Source organism: Verrucomicrobiia bacterium, from assembly GCA_019634625.1.
Taxonomy (GTDB): Bacteria; Verrucomicrobiota; Verrucomicrobiia; order Limisphaerales; family CAIMTB01; genus CAIMTB01.
This window is the reverse complement of record JAHCBA010000012.1, coordinates 12720-30040: the sequence shown is the minus strand read 5'-3', so window position 1 is coordinate 30040 and position 17321 is coordinate 12720. Positions and strand designations below refer to the sequence as shown.

Here is a 17321-nt window from a genome sequence, read left to right as displayed (position 1 = left end):
GGGCCGGGGTTCAGGGTGAGAGGAGGGCGAGGCTTTCGAGGAAGTCGGTCAGATCACAACGGGCCCGGACGTCACCGCTCCGGGCCTTGCGGTGGAGAATGCCGGAGAGGGCACGACGGGCGGCGGGAGGATCCTGGGCGGCGACGGCGAGCTGGGTGTCGCGTTCGGTGGCCGAGAGGAGGTTGAAGCGGTGCGCGTCCCGGATCGCGGTGGCGAGGGGATCCGGGCCGAGGGCGTCGAGACGCGCGATGCAGGCCTCGGCCACGCGGGCGGCCATGTCCTGTTCCTCCTCGAGCCGTTGGAGACTGAGGGACAGGGGATCGCGGGCGCGACCTTCGAGGACTTCCTTGGTCGAGACCGGATGGCCGAGGCGTCCGTCGGGCAGGATGGGATAATCCTGGGCGATGTAGCCCACCACCAGGGGCCGGGCGAAGGTTTCGTTGAAGGAGATGGCGCGGGACGAGGCGCCGGCGAGCTTGAGGGTTCCGCCGGGGGCGCCTTCCTGGAGGGTGGACACCATGCGGTCGAGGATGCCGATCGAGTTGGTGTAATTGGCGACGGCGTTGGTGTCGTGGAGACTGGACAGGACCACCTCCCTGGGCACCCCGCCTGAGCCGGTGAAGGACGTCGCGGAGTCGCCGGTGACGGTGACATTGACGGACTTGACGAGGAAGACGCGGGTGACGAGGCGGAGGTAGGCCGTCTGGTGGAGGTTGGTCGGGCGTGCGTATTGCTCGATGAGATCCGGGTGACGGGCGAGCCAGTCGCGGAAGGGCGTCTCCAGCGACGCCTGGTCGAGTCCGAAGGTGTGGGCCTGGGTGAGTTGCACCGTTGCCCGGCCCTGGGCGCTGGAGAGGAGGGCGAGCGAGACGGGGACGCTGGAGATGGGGAAGGCGGTGTTGAAGCCGCCACCGCGTTTGACCTCGATGGTGTAGGTCGGGAAACCGGCCAGCGGGGCGTTGGACCACCGGGCGCTGTCCGGGAACTGCCAGGGGCGGGGTGGCTGGGGGGACGAAGGGATGCCGTAGCCGCCCCCATAGAAGGACTGGTACCCGGTGGGATTGAGCCGGACCAGGAGATGTTCGAGGTCGAGATAGCCGCGCCGGTTGTAATCGCGGGCCTGGCGGGGCGCCGGGGTTTCGGTGAGAAAAACGTCCCCGGGCTGGAGGTCCTCGTTGAGCGGGTAGGTGGGGATGATCTGGCTGGCGCGCAGGGTCATGCACCAGTGCCGGGCGACCATCTCGAGTTCCCGTTCCGCGCGCTTCTGCGCGAGCTGGCTGCACCCGGGGCCGAGGAGGAGGAGGAGCGGGATGACGAGGAGTGGCTTCATGGGGAGAGCGGGTCCGCGGTTCACGACATCCATGGCATCCCGTGCGGACTCGCGGTGCTCGTCCCTCCGAAGCTGGCACCGCGTGCGGGATACGGCTCAGACCGTCATCAGTTCCTTTTCCTTGTGGTGGAGATGCTCATCGATGCGCTGGCTGTACCGATCGGTGAGGGCCTGGACCTCCTTCTCGGAATGCTTGAGTTCGTCCTCGGTGATCTCGCCGGCCTTCTGCTCCTTTTTGAGGTGTTCGATGGCTTCGCGGCGGATCTGGCGGACCGCGACGCGCCCGGTCTCGGCCATGTGGCGGATGGCCTTGACGAACTTCTCGCGCTGTTCGGTGCTGAGTTCGGGGATCATGATCCGCAGGGCGCGGCCCTGGACCATGGGGTTGAGGCCGATGTTGGCCTTCTGGATGGCCTTTTCGATCGGGCTGACGGTGCTGGCGTCCCAGGGCTGGACGAGGAGCTGCCGGGGTTCGGGGGCGGTGATGCCGGCGAGTTCACGGATACGCATGTGCGATCCGCCGTACACCTCGACGAGGATGTTTTCGATGAGGGCGGGGGAGGCCTTGCCGGTGCGGACACCGTTGAATTCGAGGACCACATGTTCCTCGCTCTTCTGCATCTTCTCTTCGCATTCGAGCAGGATTTCGTCGATGGACATGGCGATGGGTGGGTGGGGTTGGGAGAGGGGGAAAGGGTGGAGGGTGCCGCCGGTCAGTCGGAGACGAGCGTGCCGATCTGTTCGCCGAGCACGACGCGGCGGATGTTGTGTTCGCCAAAGAGGTTGAAGACGATGATCGGCATGCGGTTGTCCATGCAGAGGGCGAAGGCGGTCATGTCCATGACCTTCAACTGACGCTGGACGGCTTCGAGGTAGGAGATGCGCTCGTAACGGCGGGCATTGGGATTGGTCTTGGGATCGCTGTCGTACACGCCATCGACCTTGGTGGCCTTGAGGATGACCTCGGCGTTGATCTCGGCGGCCCGGAGGGAGGCGGCGGTGTCGGTGGAGAAGTAGGGGTTGCCGGTGCCGGCGGCGAGGATGACGATGCGGCCTTTCTCGAGGTGTCGGACGGCGCGTCGGCGGATGAAGGGTTCACTGACCTGGGTGACGCTGATGGCGCTCTGGACGCGGGTTTCGACGCCCTGTTTTTCGAGGGCGTCCTGGAGGGCGAGGGCATTGATGAGGGTGGCGAGCATGCCCATCTGGTCGCCGGTGACGCGTTCGATGCCGCGCTGACTGCCCTGGAGGCCGCGGAAGATGTTGCCGCCGCCGATGACGATCACGATTTCGACGCCGAGTTCACGGACCTCCTTGATCTGGGCGGCGATCTGGAGGAGGGCCTGGGCGTCGATGCCGTATCCGCCTTCGGTGCCGAGCGCCTCGCCGCTCAATTTGAGGAGGATGCGGCGGTACCTGGGTGTGGGCCGAACGGGAGAAGCGTCGCTCATGCAGTGGTGGGGCGGATGGAAACCCGGACGTTCCTAGCAACCGCAAGCCCTTCCCGTCAAATGGCAAGCTCGCGTTGGCGGGCGTCGGCAAAGGCCCGCGGGGACAGTCCGGTGGCCTTGCGGAATGCGGTCGCGAAGTACTGGCTGGTCTGAAAGCCGCAGGCCAGCGCGATGTCGAGGATCCCGCGCTCCGGATCGAGGGTGAGAAGGCGCCGGGCCTCCTCGATCCGCAGGAAGGTCAGGTAGTGGCCCGGGGTCATGTTCACAAGCTGGCGGCAGTATTCGGAGAACCGGCTTCGTCCCAGGCCACAACGGGCGGCCATGGCCTCCAGGGTCCAGGGGTGGTCGAGATGTTCCGGCAGCGACTGGAGGAACAGGTCCACGGTGCGGCGGACGGAGACCAGGCGGCCATCCAGCGGGATGCGTTCGCGTTCGAGGAGGTCGAGGATGGCCAGGGCCAGCTCGCTGATGGCAATCCGGATCCGGCTTTGCGGCACGCGGGGGGTGTCGGCATCCGCCAGGCGCGCCAGGCTTTCGAAGCAGGCGCCCACCTCCCGGTCGGCGCGCCAGACCGGATTCTCGTTGTGCCGCAGCAGCGTGGTCAGGCGCCGGGCCTCGTCGGGATCAAGCATCAGCCACTCCGGCCAATGCCACGGCTGGTCCGGGCGCCGCACCCCGACATCCAGGATCAGCCAGAGCAGGCGGCTCGGCCCGATATGCGGATCCCCGACGCGATGCTTCTGCCAGGGGCGGGTGATGGTGAGGTGACCGGGACCGAGCGGATAACGACGGCCCTCGACCAGGAACGCGGTGCGGCCCCGCGAGACGAAGGTGAACTCGATGCCCTCGTTGCGGTGCCAATCGAGGCCCCACCGCTGGGTTCCCGGGGCGTCCCAGCAGCCCACCGTGGACACCTCGGGGAGCACCGTGGCGGGCAGGGCACGCCCTGGATAGCCCCGGTGCGCCAGGGCGGACAACCGGACCTCACCGCGCGCCACCGCCTGCACCAGCGGTTCGCAGCGATCCGCGTGATAGGTCGCACTGGGTCCTTCGAAGATGGCGGAGGGCTCGCGTCGGGAGGACATGGGGCGGGGTGGACAGCGTCGTTCGATATTTACCAATGGGCGAATCCGGACGAAACAAATCGTGGGGGGCGCCAAGGTGCATGGGCCGCGACTTGCCGGCGCCCGGAGGGGTCCTGATGAAGCCCGACACGCGATGCCGATCCATCCTGCTCACCGCCCTCACAGGGGTGCTCATCCTGATGCCATGGCCTGCGTCGGGGGCGGACAGGCGCCTGTCCGTTGAAGCCTCGACGGAGGTGACGGCGTGGACCGTCCGCTACGGTCCCCATGTCATCCTCGAATACGCCTTCCCGCGGATGGCCCACAAGCCGTACGTGCGCGTTCTGGCCACGCTCGACGGCGAGAACCTTCTGCGCGACGCCCCGTCCGATCACCTGCACCACCACGGCCTGATGTACGCCATCGGGGTGAACGGCTTGAACTTCTGGGAGGAGGTCTCGGGGTCCGGAATCCAGAAACCGGTGGCCACTGCGCCGCCCGAACTGGGAACCGGCCCCCATGGGCAACCCCGGGCGCGCCTGCGCCAGACGCTTCACTGGCTGGCCTCGTCGGAGGCGTTCCTCCCCGACGATGCCCGCCATGCGCTGCTGGTGGAGGAACGGACCCTGACGCTGGTCCCGGATCCGGCCCGCGGAGAGGTGGCGCTGCATTGGCGTTCGGAGTTCGTGGTCGGCGGCCGCGCCGAAACGGTCACCCTCACCGGATCGAGTTATTTCGGATTGGGCCTGCGGTTCGCGGCGGACCTGGATCCCGTGGCGCGGCATTTCCGGGCGGGCGGTTCCCCGGACTTGGCGGGCGGCCGACAGGAGGTGGGTGTGCATCCGTGGAGCGGGGTTTCCTTCGTGCGGCCCGGGCAGCCGGTGACGGTGGCGGTGGTCGGCCACCCGGCGAACCCGCGGGGGGATCCGGCGTTCTTCGCCATGGCAAGCCCCTTTGCCTACCTCTCCGCCACGCTGGGCCTCGAACGGGAACCACTTCTGCTGAGCGCCGGGGAACGGTTCCGTTTGGACTATCTCGTTCTCGTATCGGCCGGGCCCTGGTCCCCCGAAGCCGTCGGCGCCCGGGCGCAACGGTGGCGGGAAGCCCCCCCCTCCCCATGAAACCGCAATGGAAGCATGACGCATGGCGCATCGGGGGGGGGAAGGCCATCGACGGATTCGCCCCGGGCCCGATTCCCGACGATGCCGGTTTCCACGAACCTCGAATTGAACCCTTAACCTCCTTACGTCGATGGGCCGAATCCACCTTGGCATCAACCTCGAGTTCGTGCGTCACGCCGACAAGCCCTTCGAGTGGGGGGTCCGCACCGCGGCCGAACTCGGCTACACGCACGTCGAGCCGATGGTCCATTGGGGCCGGGAACTCCTCAGCGAAGCGGGTTACTTCCACAGCGTTTCGATGCTCGACGACCCGTTCCGCGTCCGGCGCTGCTGCGAAAAGCACGGGGTCCTTCTCTCCGGCCTGTCCGCCCACACGCCCCTCACCAAACCCGAGATCGGTGTCGAGTACCTGAAGCAGGCGATCCGCTTCGCGGCGGACTGCGGAGCGCCGGTGGTGAACACGGACGAGGGGCCCAAGCAGCCGTGGACCACCGAGGAAGAAGACCATGTGCTCATGCGGTACACCCTGATGGAGGCCGCCAAGGTTGCCGAACCGCGCGGACTCCTCATCGGCCTCGAATGCCATCAGCAGTACAGCCGCACGCCGTCGGGCTTGAACCGCATCGTGCGCCTGGTCCGCAGCCCCGCCATCGGGATCAATTTCGACACCGGCAACAGCTACCTCGCCGGCGAGGATCCTTACCGATGGCTGAAGCGCATCGTCCCCCGCCTGGTTCACCTCCATGCCAAGGACATCTCCCTGCAGCACTCCGAAGCCGAGCGCGGCAAGGTCACCGGCACCCCCGTCGGCTGTGCCTGCGGCGACGGACTGATCGACTGGGAACGCGTCATCGCCCTCTGCCGCGAATGCCCCCGCGACCTCGTCTTCTCGGTCGAATGCGGCACCGTGGATCAGGCCGCCCGGTCCGCAGACCATCTGCGTCCCCTGCTCAATGCGTGACCCCATGAAGCCGATTCCGAATCCCTCCCGGCAGGGCGGACCGCTCCCGCGCCGACAGTTCCTCAGTCAATCCGGCAGGGCGGTTGCCGGGGCCGCCCTCGCCGGGGCGTTGCCGCGGGCCGGGTACACGGCGGAGAGCCACACCCTCGACGTCGCGCTGATCGGGTGCGGCGGACGGGGCACCGGGGCCGCCGCCCAGGCCATGGCCACCCAGGGCCCGGTGCGGCTGCGGGCCATGGCCGACTTCTTTGAACGCCGCCTCAGCACCAGTCTGGAGATCCTCCGGGCCCAGTCCCCGGACCGCGTGGACGTCCCGCCGGACCGCCGGTTCGTCGGCCTCGACGGCTATCGTCAGGCGATGGACAGCCTGAGCCGGGGCAGCGTGGTGATTCTGGCGACGCCGCCGGCCTTCCGGCCGATCCACCTCGAGTACGCGGTGGCGCGCGGTCTCCATGTCTTCATGGAGAAGTCGTTCGCCGTCGATGGACCCGGCATTCGCCGCATCCTGGCCGCCGGCGAGGAGGCCGAACGGCGCAACCTGAAGATCGCGGGCGGCCTGATGACCCGCCATAGCGCCATGAACCGCGAGGCGGTCCAGCGCATTCACGATGGGGCCATCGGGAACGTGGTGACCGTCTGGCCGTACCGGGTGCATGGGACGGTCAAGACGCTGGCGCGCGATCCCGGCTGGAACGAGCTGGCCTGGCAGATCGCCAACTACAGCAGCTTCACCTGGCTCAACGGTTCCTTCCTGGTGGACTGGCTGATCCACAACATCGACGTGGCCTGCTGGGTCAAGGACGACTGGCCGGTGTCGGTGCAGGGCATGGGCGGCCGCCAGGTGCGGGACGAACCGGACCAGCTCTTCGATCATTACATGGCCGAATACACGTTCCGGGACGGCACCCGCATGGTGGCCCAGGGGCGGCTGATCGACGGATGCTGGGAGTTCTTTGGCGTCCAGGCCCACGGCAGCCACGGCTGCGCGGTGCTCGGCGAGGGCGTTCCCCTGCCCCGCCTCTTCCGCGGTCACCAGCCCACCCCCGAGAACCGCCTCTGGCAGTTCGGAGGCGAACGGAACGATCCCTACCAGACGGAGCACGACCTGCTGTTCGACGCCATCCGCAACGACCGGCCCTGGAACGAGACGCGCCGGTGCGCCTTCGCCAACCTGGCCGCCATCATGGGAAGGATGGCCTGCGAATCGGGCCAGCGCATCACCTGGGAAGACGCCCTGAACTCCAATCTCGAACTCGCCCCCAATCTCGACGCGCTCACCCCGGATTCGCCCCCCCCGGTGATGCCCGATGCCCGGGGTCGTTACCCCATCGCCATGCCCGGTCGCACCCGCGCGGTGTGAGTCGCAACCGGATCGGCCGAAACCAAGCCGTGAAAACCATCCCCCTCCTCTTCGGCGCCCTTCTGTTCAACTCGGTGTTGCCGGCCCCCGCACAACGAATCCCTGCGACTGCCGCGGGCGACGCCGAAGAACGCGCGCGCTCAACCATCCTCAATGCCTACTCCACACGTTGGGACGCAGCTCACGAGATCGTGGGAGGCAATGGCGCGATCACTCCGCAGCGGGCGAGTTACGTGGAACTGTCGGACGGACTGAACTATCGCGACGAGACTGGAACCTGGCAGCGCACACGGCCGGAGTTCATTCCGACGCCACGTGGGTTCTCCGCTCCGTTTGGCCCCCACAAGGTGGATCTCGCCCCGTCGATAATGCCACGGGCACCGGACAGCGGGATGTCTATGTCACGTTTACAACCCTTGGATCGCCCCAGAAGCTGTGGCTGACGGTTTCGACGGACTACGGCGCCAACTGGAACACCATTCAGGAGATCGCGGCATCTGTGACCAATGGACAGGTCCAGTCGGCTATTCCGGTAATCGATGCCAATCACGTGGCGTACGTGTTTTGGCTCGAACAACAGCCTGCGGCCGGCGGTGCCAGCATTTACATCAGGGTGCGAAAAGTGGAGAATCGGGGCGCAACACTTGGGAGTGCACAGCTCGTTCGGCAGCTCGTCACGACAAATGCAGTCACCGGCAACTTGGCATTGAAGCGCAGCAACTCTTCGGCTTCGGACGACACCTTTCGCGTCTTTCCCTTTCCCGTGCCGGCAGCCAATCCGACTTCCAGCAAGGCCGGCCACCTTTACGTTGCCTACGCGGACAAGGGAACAGGCAGTGACAGGGCGGATGTCTTCTTCGTGTGCTCCAGCAACGGCGGCGCAAGCTGGACCAGTCCCCTCCGCGTGAACAGTGTCGCCAGCAACGATCAGTGGATGCCGGTGATCGCCGTCAAGCCGGATGGCACCAGGCTGTTCGTCGCCTGGTACGACCGGCGGAATGACTCGTCCAACAACTCCCTGATCGACGTGTATGGCCGTTGGGGGACGATTGCGAGCGGCGGCAGCGTGACCTTCGGCACCGAGTTTCGGATCACGACGCAAAGTTTTCCGCCGGTATTTGCGGGAACTTTGGCGGCGAACAAGACGAATGGCCATTACGATCCGGTTTATCCGCCGGGAGGTGTGAACCTTCACTGGCACTATCCGGAGTGGGATGACGACGTGCTCACCGTTACAGAACCGGCCTATCAGGGTCATGTTGGCGAGTACAACGGCGCGTGGGCTGATAGCTCCTACGTTTACGTCACCTGGACCGATTATCGGCTCACAGCCCAAGGCACTCTTTACGGTCGAAATCAAAGCGATATTCGATTTGCTCGACTGACTTGGCCCCAATAGGCGTTGCCTCGCAACGAAAACCCCAACCCGGCGAAAGCAATGACTCTCCTCAAATGTGGAATGCTTGGCCTGCTCATCGCGCAGTCTGGACTGGCGCAGGGGTACTTTTCTTTTCGCAACATCTCGCGGGGAGATGGGCTTGACGCTCCGATTCTCGACGCGCGAGGAATCCCTCTCGAAGGAACCAACTATTTGGCCGAATTGTACGGAGGCGCCAGACCAGAGACCATGGCTCCCGCCCTGGCTGAGGTTCTTTGGCAGAGGGCGAGCGCGCCGCTGATAACTCGAGGGTACTTTGTGGGAACCGGTGTCCTCGTGCTTGACGTCGGAGGTGGAGGCTACGCCTGGCTACAGGTGCGCGCGTGGGATGCACGGTTGGGTGCGACCTACGAGGAAGTCGTTGCCAGGGGATTGGGCGGTTTTGGCGAATCGCCTCTGTTCTACGCACTCAGCGCGGCTCATGGACACCTGTCACTCCCAAGGCCACTGATGGGTCTGCAATCCTTTCGCCTCCGGCCGGCAACCGGTGTCCTGATGCGCGGGATCCGCCTCGACGGCAATCAGGTGGTGGTCGAGTGGAACCCCGGGTTCGCGCGTTACCAGCTTCAGCAGACCGCCGCGGTGGGCCAGCCGTGGCAGGACGTGGGCGAGCCGACCACCGCCACGAGCGTCACGAACACGATCGGCGGTACGACCCGGTTCATCCGGGTGATCGGGCTCTTGGAGTGAGTTCGCGCAGCACAGAGGTTCTCCCGTGTCCGGGAATGGAGGCCGGCTCCAAGGCCGGCCACCTTTACGTTGCCTGCGCGGACAAGGGCACTGCAGGTGACAAGGCAGATGTTTTCTTCGTTCGCTTCGGGAATGGAACCGGATCCCCGGGCAAGCTCGTCCGGGAAGATCCGATTGCACCACGAAGGAGGCGCCGCAGATGCATGGCAGCGATTCGTGGCGGCCGCTTCAGCCCAGCTCCTCCGGATGCCAGCCGGTCTCGGAGGGTTTCGGACGCGACCGCCCGGCGCGCAGCATCCAGGGGGCCCGGGCGAGGCGGCGTTGTTTCTCCTCGATGCGGAACAGCCGGCGGGCGGTGCCGCGCATCAGCGGGTCCACCAGGTCCACCGCCTCGGGCAGGGTCATCCAGCCATCGTGGACCAGTCCCCGCAGGGTGCGCAGAAGTCCGTCCCGGGCGATGGCGGCATGACCGACCACGGGTTCGACCGGGATGTAATCGCCCCCGAACGTCAGGACCTTGTTCAGCGGCGCGGTCACCAGGAAATCGCGCAGAAACCGGGCCGAGGCCTCGGGGTTGATGATCCACGCCCAGCACAGGTCGAGCACCGCATTGGAGTAGTGCTTGGCAAGGGACAGCATCGCCTCCTGATAGGGGTAGCCGATGTGCATCAGCACGAAGGTGGTGTCCGGTGAACGCCGCAGCAGCTCGGCCGCATCCGCCGGATTCCACCCCACCCGCTCGAGGGGCATTCCATTCTGTCCGGCGAAGTAGCCGGTGTGCAGTTTGACCGGCAGTCCCATCGCCGTCGCCCGGCGCACGCAGTACCAGAAGATGTGGTCGTCAAAGGCCTTCCTTTCGGCGGGGGTGACCGGGTCGTTGTTGCGGAGTCTGGCGAAGACCGGCGCGGCGGTCTCGGCCGGAACGTCGGCGAAATCGAGGCGCCGCTGGTAGGCGGTCTGGGACTTCACGGCCACCGCGTAGGGTCCGTGCCGGTCGAAGGCGTGGTCAATGACCCGGTGCCACCCGGCCAGATCGCCGGCCAGACCGCCATCGGCGTCGGTCATCCGGGTCCAGTTCGATCCCGAGAACGCCCCGAAATGCACGATGCTCAGATCCTGGAGGAGGAGCTGCGGCTGCCGCGATTCCATGAAGTACGACTCGAGCGAATTGACCTGGCACGACTCCACCCCGGCCTGGTCGCGCAGCACGGTCTCGTAGAAGCCCGGCTTCACCATCGCCCGGAACCGTTCCGCCAACTGCGGGACCGTCCGTTCCTCGAAATCGTCCACCCCATACAACTGGCGGGCGGTGAGGCGGACGGCGCGGCCGTACCCGGTGTGACGGACCCCTGGCCAGTGGGGAGCCAGCAGACGCCACTTCGCGTCGCTGGGGGTGTCCGGGGCAAGGAACCGCTGGTGATCCGCGGCCGACATCCCGGCCACGCGCAGATCGGAATTGAGGTAATGACTGAACAGCAGGGCCCAGTCGGCGCAGGGCAGCAGCGGCACCGGCTGGGTCCAACCCGTCCGGCGCTGTTCCTCGACCAGATGCTCGTGGGTGTCGGCAAAGGGCGTGGAGGCCACCGCCTCGGACAACGGATCCGCCGGTGCGGCGCCCTCCGTGCCTGGCGCGCCTGCCGCGTGCCCGGCCCTTGTGCCCCCCAGACCGAACAGGGAGACCGCGGCCAGGCCGGACCCGGCCACCGCTTCACGGCGCGACCAGCCCTTTCGCTTCGCGGGGGTTTTCATGGGATGGGCGAGGAATACGCCCGTCGCCGCCCAAGTGTCGAGCATCGGCCATGATGGGTGAGGCGGGAGGGTGAGATCCCTGGACAACCCAATCGGGGTGTTGGAACCGGCCGTAGAAGATCTGTTCCCAGGGCCCGAAATCGAGCTTGCCTCCGGTGATGGCGACGACCACCTCGCGCCCCATGATCTGGCGCTTCAGGTGGGCGTCGGCGTTGTCCTCGCCGGTCCGGTTGTGCTGGTAGCGGGTGGTTGGCGCATGGGGCGCCAGGGTTTCGAGCCAGGTCTCGTAGTCATGGTGCAGGCCGGACTCGTCGTCGTTGATGAAGACGCTCGCGGTGATGTGCATGGCGTTGACCAGGCAGAGGCCCTCGCGGACCCCGCTGCGCCGGACCCGTTACTGCGGACCCGTCACGCCTGGGCCGCCGGTGAGCGGGGCGCTTCCTTGTGCCGGGCGGATTCGATCAGTTCCCAGAACTTCGGGTTCGCCTGCAGGACCTCGTCCTCACCGGTGGGGAGGCTGGAGCGGAACAGGAAGTCCTTGAGCGAATTCCGCCCGAGGATGCGGTGAACGACCAGGCCGAGCGGATGCCGCTCGAAGTAGATCCGGTAGTCGCCGAGCCGCATCCGGTGCAGGACCCGGCCGTCGCGTTCCAGCTTCCCGAACCGCTCGAGGTCGGTGCTCATGGCCTCGGTCGGCAGGCCCCGGAACTCCCCCAGGATGTGCAACTGGAGATTCTTGGGCATGGCCGCGAGTTCCGCGGCGCTGGTCGGATTGAAGATGATCTGGAACGTGCGCATGGGCGCGGGTCGCAGGTTACCAGGATCCGCCGCCCGTGGGCCAGTCCGATCCCGAACCCAGGGGCACTTCCGATCGTATCCACTCGACGCCGCCCCGAAGAAGTCCCAGGAAACCGTTGGGGGTGGCGTCCACGGTGGACAGTCCCTCGCCTTCGTCGAAGTGCCACAGGGCCAGGGGTTGCGGCGGGGCATCGGCGGAGAGCCGCAGGTGGCGGAGGGCGTCGAGATCGGCGGCCGTGCGGGGGACGTTCCACAGAACGACTTCATCGAGGTGGCCGAGGAGCGCGTTGGGATAGGTGTGATAGCGGCCCATTCGCAAGGGCGCGGTGGTGGTGGGCGGGCCCGGCGTCCCGGTCCAGGGGAGGGAGGCGGTCTGGGTTCCGTCCACGATCAGTCGTCCACCTGCCGCATCGACCACCAGGGCGACATGGTGCCATTCGCCGTCGGCAACGGGACCGCCGTCGAGACCGAGGCCACCGTCCCAGATCCGGCCGCCCTGGGGCCCGAAATAGAAGGCGCGGAGTCGTCCGGCGTGAAGGAACAGGGCGTACCCGTTCAACGAGCCGTCGGCATACTTGCCGACGATGCCGTCCACCATGGGCTCGTTGCGGGAGGTCCGGACCCAGGCGGCCAGGGTGAGGGGGTAGGCGTTGAGTTCGGCGCGATGGGCGACTTCCACGAAGCCGTCCACGCCGTTGAAGGCGAGGGCGCCCAGGGGATCGGTCGGGATGGGCAGGGGGGCCGCGACGGCACGGTAGAACCGGTGCCCGGACCGGTCCGCCGCGGCCACGAAGAACCGGATGCGACCGAGGTAATCGACGGTGGCGAAGCCGGACGCCTCCCAGTCGATGAGGTTGTGGCTGGCCTGGATGGCGCACCGGTCTCCCGGGGCGCCGGGCCAGAGTAGGGTGAACGGGGTGCCTTCGCCCGGAAGCCCGGCGGCGTTCGAACCCCCCGCCGGCACCGGTGCCGGCGCGGCCACCACGGGGACTGAGACAACGGTCGCCTCGGCGGGCTCGCTGGCGAGTGTGGCGTCGCGCACGACGAGCCGGAATCGGAATGCCGTCTCCCCGGGTAGGTCCGGCGCCACGAACGACGGGGCGGCGGTGGACGAGCCGTCGAGCGCCACCGTGGGGCCGGCGACTTGAGTCCATTCGTAGGCGATCGGGTCACCGTCCGGATCGAAGCTGCCGGTGCCGTCGAGGTGGACGCGGGCGCCGGCGATCGGGACGCCCATGGACGGTCCCCTGGCGACGGCGACGGGCGAACGATTGGCGGGTGTCGCCCGGGGACCCAGCGACGCCGGGGACCAGCGTTCGGGTCGGTCCCCGCGTGCGTCCGGCGGCCAGGTGCGATCGGCGACGGGATCGGAGGAGCCGGCATGGATCAGGAGCACGGAGGTCTCCCGGTTCCAGCCGCCGAGCAGGGCATTCGGGATCCGGAGTTCGGCGCTCCAACGGGACTCACCGCGCACGACAACGCCGACGAATCCCGTCTCCGGGGTGGCCATGGCGTCGCCGTGCCGCACGAAGGGCGTTCCGTACTCGTCCACAAAGAACCCGGGCAGATCCGCGGGTTCCGGGGGGGCCTCGCGATTCGCCCGCCGGTCCACACGAAGGCCGACACTGGCGGGTGCTGCCGACGAGACGCCGAATCGCAGGTCGGAGACGCAGGCATGAAGCGCGCCGTCGGCCTGGATCATGCGTCCGTTGACGTACCCGCCGTTCGCGAGCGCCAGGCGCACGAGGGGCGCGTCGGCATAGGCAGGGTCCCCGCAATCGCCGTCGAGGACCGGCGCGGCAGTGGCGGGGATGATGATGGGTTCGATCTCGAAGAAGACGGAGGCCTGGCCGGCCTGGCCGTCGGCATCCACCGCGGTCACCTGGATGACATAGGGGCCGGGCGGCAGATCGCGCAGGGCGACGGCCGTTCCGATTTCGGTGCGGGCCTGGGGACCGTCGAGCTGCCAGTGGAGCCGGGCGGGATCGAGGCTGCCGTCCTCGGCGTCGTACGCCACCGCGGTGAGTCGCGGGACGGCACCGAACGGGAACCGTTCGCCGTCCTGGATGCCGTTCAGAACCACCACCGGCGCATGACGCGGGAGGGAGAACGGTTCGGACTCGGTCCACCCGGCGTGGAAACCGTCGCTGGCGACAACCCGGAGGCGGCAGGCGTGGCCGCCCGGCAGGAGCCGGGTGTCGGTGGCGAAACTTTCGTAGGGATAACCGACCTGCAGGGTCTGCCAGGCAGCCCCGTCATCGGCGCTGAACTGGATGGCATAGACGAGCGGGTCGCCGTCGGGATCGAAGCCCTGCCATTCCACCGTGAGCCGATGGGTGGCGGCATCGAGGGACGGCGGACGCAGCTTGACCGAGGGCGAGGCGCCCGACGGCCGGCACTCGGCGACGAGGACCCCGCCGCGGCGGATCTCGAGGTGGGCGGCCCCGGGCCGGTCGGGAAGGAACTGCGTCCACACGGCCCGGTTCGGGTCGCCGTCCTCGGCGCGTTCCCAGAGGAGCGGGAACTCGCCCAGCGGAGTTCCGCCGGCATCCACCCAGAGAAGCCTCCAGTCGTGGGCGACGGGGGGCGGATGGAGGGAGGAAGCGACCTTGGCGGGGTCGAAGGTCGCGGTGGGGAGCCGGTAGCAGGGGCGGAAGACCGCGGTGTTCAGGAGGAGATCGAGCGTTCCGTGGACCAGCACGACGGTCTCGGGAAGGGGTTCGATGCGGGCATTCGCGAGGTGCGGTGCGGCGGCGCCTCGAACGCCGGGGATGCGTCCGAGGAGGGTGTCGAAGGTGGGTTTGGACAGCCAGGTGGAGGACCGGTAGCTCATCAGGTCGGCGGCGTTGGTGGGGCCGATGACGTTGCCGGTCAGGGGATCGAACCCGTACTGGGTGGTGCGGTCGGCGAGTTCCGAGGTCAGGGTCGCCGCATTCACGATGCCGATGGTGCAGGCGTCGAGGGGATAGGCACCGGCCCGGAGGGGACGTCCGCCGTCGCAGCCCAGGGGCGACAGGGTCTGGTCGATGTGGCGGAGGGTGTAGTTGTGGCCGAGTTCGTGGGCCAGGGTTTCGCCGCCCCGGGGATCTCCCCACGGGGGGACACCCGGGATGACGCCGGGCGGTTCCATCTTGACGACGAGATCGACGCCCACCCCGGTGTCCGGGCGATTTGCGAGGCCGAGCGCCACGGATCCGGCGGCCGAGGTGGTGTTGGCGAGCCAGTGGACGGTTCCCACGTAGTGGGTGTCGCCGCAGTCGCGGGGGTCGCGTTCGAAGGCGGAATAGAGCGAGAGCCAGGTCATGACGTCCTCGTACCCGCCCGAAACATCGAACGGCTCGTAGTCGATGGCGGGGTAGGGGAGTCCCAGCGGCCCGGACTTGATCCTCACGACCGGCCGGCTGATGCGGTCCCCCTTGAGCGCAAACCGGAAGCGGTCCACCGGCAGGAGGGAATGGGCGCGGGCGAGGATCGCACCGAATCCCGATGCCGGGTCGCGCGGGTCGTAATTGGGGGCGGCGGTGTGGACGGGGACGAAGACAAGGCAGGGCGAGCCGCTTTGCAGGACTTCGATGTCGGCGGAGGGAACGGTGTTGTTGCCGAGCGGATTCGGACCGGTCTCGGGGATGCCCATGCCGGGATTGACAGTGAACTCGACCCGGAGGCGGCCCCGTTGGACCCAGTGGGCGGGGAGTTCGAAGAGGAAGCCGTTGTCCGCCCCGGACCGGAGTGTGGCGAGATTGCCGGTGGCACCAATCGTGGGCTGGTTGATCGGCGAAAGGGGCGAGCCGGGCAGGGGCTGCCCGTCGAGGAATACGCGCAGTTGACCGTTGACCGCATAGCGTCCGACGCCGGTGGTGTCCCGGGCCAGCCGGGCATAGGCGCGGACCACGGTGGGCCGGTTGGCCACCAGGCGCGTGGAGTTGTCCAGATCCTGCGTCGTCTGCACAACCTCGAGGCCGAGGACCTCAAAGTCGCGTTCGATGGGCTGGGCGTCGGCGGGAATGCGCCAGATGTCGTCGCCGGTGGTCCAGTACAGCCAACGCCGGTCGGAACGGAGGTGAAACCCTTCGAGCGATCCGCCGGCGGTGAGGCGATCCGCGATGGTGCCGAAACTGCCGGATACGAAGTCGCTGTGCGCCGGGGCATGGCGACTGAGGATCTGGGCATCGTGATCCCGGTACCGACAGCCGAAGCCACCCCCGCAGTCGAGGGGGGTCACGGTGAGGTAGAGCCGGTCGGCAGTGACGGCGACGCCGCGGACCTGGAGGTTCGGGCTCTGCGTGTTGTAGGCGACCGTGAAGGTGCGGTCGCGGGCGGAGAAGCGGAGGAGTCGTCCGTTGATGCGCGACGACGACAGGTCCCCGGTGGCGGCGTAGATCGCGGTGGTGTGGTTGCGGGCGATGATCAGGCCGCCGCCGCCGAGGGTGGATTCGTTGCGGACCCCGAAGTCCCAGACGTTGCGGGCCAGCAGGTGCGGGGTGCCGTTGAAGGGATCGAGGTCAAACAGGTACAGGAGCCGGTCCTGGGTGAGGACCAGCAGGGAGTCCTTCAGCCGGGAGCCGTTGTTCTGGAGCACTTCCACGACCGCCATCCGTTTCACCGGACCACCGGCAGCCGAGAAGGACACGAAACTCGTCAGGGGACCCGGACGATGGATGGTGAACTGGCCGTTGGCGGCGTGCGAGGACCAGAGGTCACCACGCCACAGGAGGACGGCCCCGTTGGCCGCGACGGGCACCCGGCTGAACTGGGGCGGGTTGCCGGAGAACCGGTCCACCAGGAACCGGGTGGAGTCGGCGAGGGCATCGGTGAAGTCGGAGGCAATGGGCTTGCGGCGCAGAAGTCCGTTGGCGGCGTAGTGGATGAACAGATCGTCCCGCACCGCGCCGTCGATCGAGAAGTCATATCCCCGGCCCAGGTAACGCGAGGCGGGGGCCACCCACTCGATCGGGGCGCGGATCCCAAGGGCTGCATTCACCACCAGGGTGCCCTCACGCCGGGCCACTTCGCTGTTCTGGGCACCGCTCTTCCACCAGTAGATCCCGTTCCGGAACAACTCGAACCCGCTCACGCCCGGAAGATTTCCGCCACCGGCGTCGGTGGCCACGCGATGCGGCATGGCTGGCTGGGCAAGGGTCGGAAGGGAAAGCGCGAGAACGGCGACGGGCAGGAGAAGCAGCGCCGGGGCAATCGGATGGAACGACGACATGGCAGGGGAGGGGAGGCCGTGGGTGAAGGGTGTCACCCAACCGGATGAGAATGCAACGCGCCCGAACCCAGGCCCAGCAGTTCTCATTTTGGAAGAGTGGCCTGAGCGCGAGGGTGGACGAGCAGAGGGATCGGGCCATGGGACGCC

General features: G+C 67.5%; 13 protein-coding genes. 5 read left to right on the top strand and 8 right to left on the bottom strand.

The features are described 5' to 3' along the window. Positions 1 to 10: 10 nt before the first annotated feature. The 4 genes from KF833_09265 to KF833_09250 all read right to left on the bottom strand — a co-directional run bounded on the left by KF833_09265 (position 11) and on the right by KF833_09250 (position 3866). A complete protein-coding gene (locus KF833_09265) occupies positions 11 to 1330 on the bottom strand; it encodes a hypothetical protein (protein MBX3745489.1) in 1320 nt (439 codons plus the stop codon). Positions 1331 to 1426: 96 nt separating this feature from the next. Next, the gene (frr, locus tag KF833_09260) at positions 1427 to 1990 is read right to left on the bottom strand and encodes a ribosome recycling factor (GenBank protein ID MBX3745488.1); all 564 of its coding nucleotides are present in this window, start codon (positions 1988 to 1990) and stop codon (positions 1427 to 1429) included. A 53-nt stretch (positions 1991 to 2043) separates the two neighbouring features. Then, positions 2044 to 2781 (bottom strand): UMP kinase, encoded by a 738-nt coding sequence (gene pyrH, locus KF833_09255; GenBank protein ID MBX3745487.1) that lies wholly within the window; start codon positions 2779 to 2781, stop codon positions 2044 to 2046. Positions 2782 to 2837: 56 nt separating this feature from the next. Next, entirely contained in the window at positions 2838 to 3866 is a 1029-nt protein-coding gene (locus KF833_09250; protein ID MBX3745486.1) for a helix-turn-helix transcriptional regulator, read from the bottom strand. A gap of 116 nt (positions 3867 to 3982) precedes the next feature. Between KF833_09250 and KF833_09245 the strand changes: the two genes are divergently transcribed. From KF833_09245 to KF833_09225, 5 genes are all read left to right on the top strand, one after another. Beyond that, on the top strand, positions 3983 to 4966 hold the full coding sequence (locus tag KF833_09245; protein ID MBX3745485.1) for a PmoA family protein: 984 nt from the start codon (positions 3983 to 3985) through the stop codon (positions 4964 to 4966). Positions 4967 to 5096: 130 nt separating this feature from the next. Beyond that, the gene (locus KF833_09240) at positions 5097 to 5927 is read left to right on the top strand and encodes a sugar phosphate isomerase/epimerase (GenBank protein ID MBX3745484.1); all 831 of its coding nucleotides are present in this window, start codon (positions 5097 to 5099) and stop codon (positions 5925 to 5927) included. A 4-nt stretch (positions 5928 to 5931) separates the two neighbouring features. Continuing rightward, entirely contained in the window at positions 5932 to 7287 is a 1356-nt protein-coding gene (locus KF833_09235; protein ID MBX3745483.1) for a Gfo/Idh/MocA family oxidoreductase, read from the top strand. A gap of 550 nt (positions 7288 to 7837) precedes the next feature. Then, positions 7838 to 8686, top strand: coding sequence for a hypothetical protein (locus KF833_09230; GenBank protein MBX3745482.1), 849 nt, complete (start codon positions 7838 to 7840; stop codon positions 8684 to 8686). 489 nt (positions 8687 to 9175) lie between these two features. Next, positions 9176 to 9415 carry a hypothetical protein gene (locus KF833_09225; GenBank protein ID MBX3745481.1) on the top strand — a complete coding sequence of 80 codons (240 nt, stop codon included), beginning with the start codon at positions 9176 to 9178 and terminating at the stop codon, positions 9413 to 9415. A 228-nt stretch (positions 9416 to 9643) separates the two neighbouring features. Here the strand turns inward: KF833_09225 and KF833_09220 are convergent, their stop codons facing one another. Genes KF833_09220 through KF833_09205 form a run of 4 tightly spaced genes read right to left on the bottom strand, consistent with a single transcriptional unit; the run spans position 9644 to position 17174 of the window. Beyond that, positions 9644 to 11164 (bottom strand): amidohydrolase family protein, encoded by a 1521-nt coding sequence (locus KF833_09220; protein MBX3745480.1) that lies wholly within the window; start codon positions 11162 to 11164, stop codon positions 9644 to 9646. Further along, on the bottom strand, positions 11124 to 11522 hold the full coding sequence (locus KF833_09215; protein ID MBX3745479.1) for a YjbQ family protein: 399 nt from the start codon (positions 11520 to 11522) through the stop codon (positions 11124 to 11126). Before KF833_09215 ends, KF833_09220 begins: the two co-directional genes overlap by 41 nt. Positions 11523 to 11572: 50 nt before the next feature. Continuing rightward, positions 11573 to 11962: a hypothetical protein gene (locus tag KF833_09210; GenBank protein MBX3745478.1), complete on the bottom strand. Its 390-nt coding sequence runs from the start codon at positions 11960 to 11962 to the stop codon at positions 11573 to 11575. Positions 11963 to 11978: 16 nt separating this feature from the next. Then, positions 11979 to 17174 (bottom strand): LamG domain-containing protein, encoded by a 5196-nt coding sequence (locus tag KF833_09205; GenBank protein MBX3745477.1) that lies wholly within the window; start codon positions 17172 to 17174, stop codon positions 11979 to 11981. Between the last annotated feature and the right edge of the window lie 147 nt (positions 17175 to 17321).

Coding starts and splice junctions, on each gene's coding strand:
- KF833_09265 (MBX3745489.1), bottom strand. CDS start 1,330: ATGAAGCCACTCCTCGTCATCCCGCTCCTCCTCCTCCTCGGCCCCGGG.
- frr (MBX3745488.1), bottom strand. CDS start 1,990: ATGTCCATCGACGAAATCCTGCTCGAATGCGAAGAGAAGATGCAGAAG.
- pyrH (MBX3745487.1), bottom strand. CDS start 2,781: ATGAGCGACGCTTCTCCCGTTCGGCCCACACCCAGGTACCGCCGCATC.
- KF833_09250 (MBX3745486.1), bottom strand. CDS start 3,866: ATGTCCTCCCGACGCGAGCCCTCCGCCATCTTCGAAGGACCCAGTGCG.
- KF833_09245 (MBX3745485.1), top strand. CDS start 3,983: ATGAAGCCCGACACGCGATGCCGATCCATCCTGCTCACCGCCCTCACA.
- KF833_09240 (MBX3745484.1), top strand. CDS start 5,097: ATGGGCCGAATCCACCTTGGCATCAACCTCGAGTTCGTGCGTCACGCC.
- KF833_09235 (MBX3745483.1), top strand. CDS start 5,932: ATGAAGCCGATTCCGAATCCCTCCCGGCAGGGCGGACCGCTCCCGCGC.
- KF833_09225 (MBX3745481.1), top strand. CDS start 9,176: ATGGGTCTGCAATCCTTTCGCCTCCGGCCGGCAACCGGTGTCCTGATG.
- KF833_09220 (MBX3745480.1), bottom strand. CDS start 11,164: ATGAAAACCCCCGCGAAGCGAAAGGGCTGGTCGCGCCGTGAAGCGGTG.
- KF833_09210 (MBX3745478.1), bottom strand. CDS start 11,962: ATGCGCACGTTCCAGATCATCTTCAATCCGACCAGCGCCGCGGAACTC.
- KF833_09205 (MBX3745477.1), bottom strand. CDS start 17,174: ATGTCGTCGTTCCATCCGATTGCCCCGGCGCTGCTTCTCCTGCCCGTC.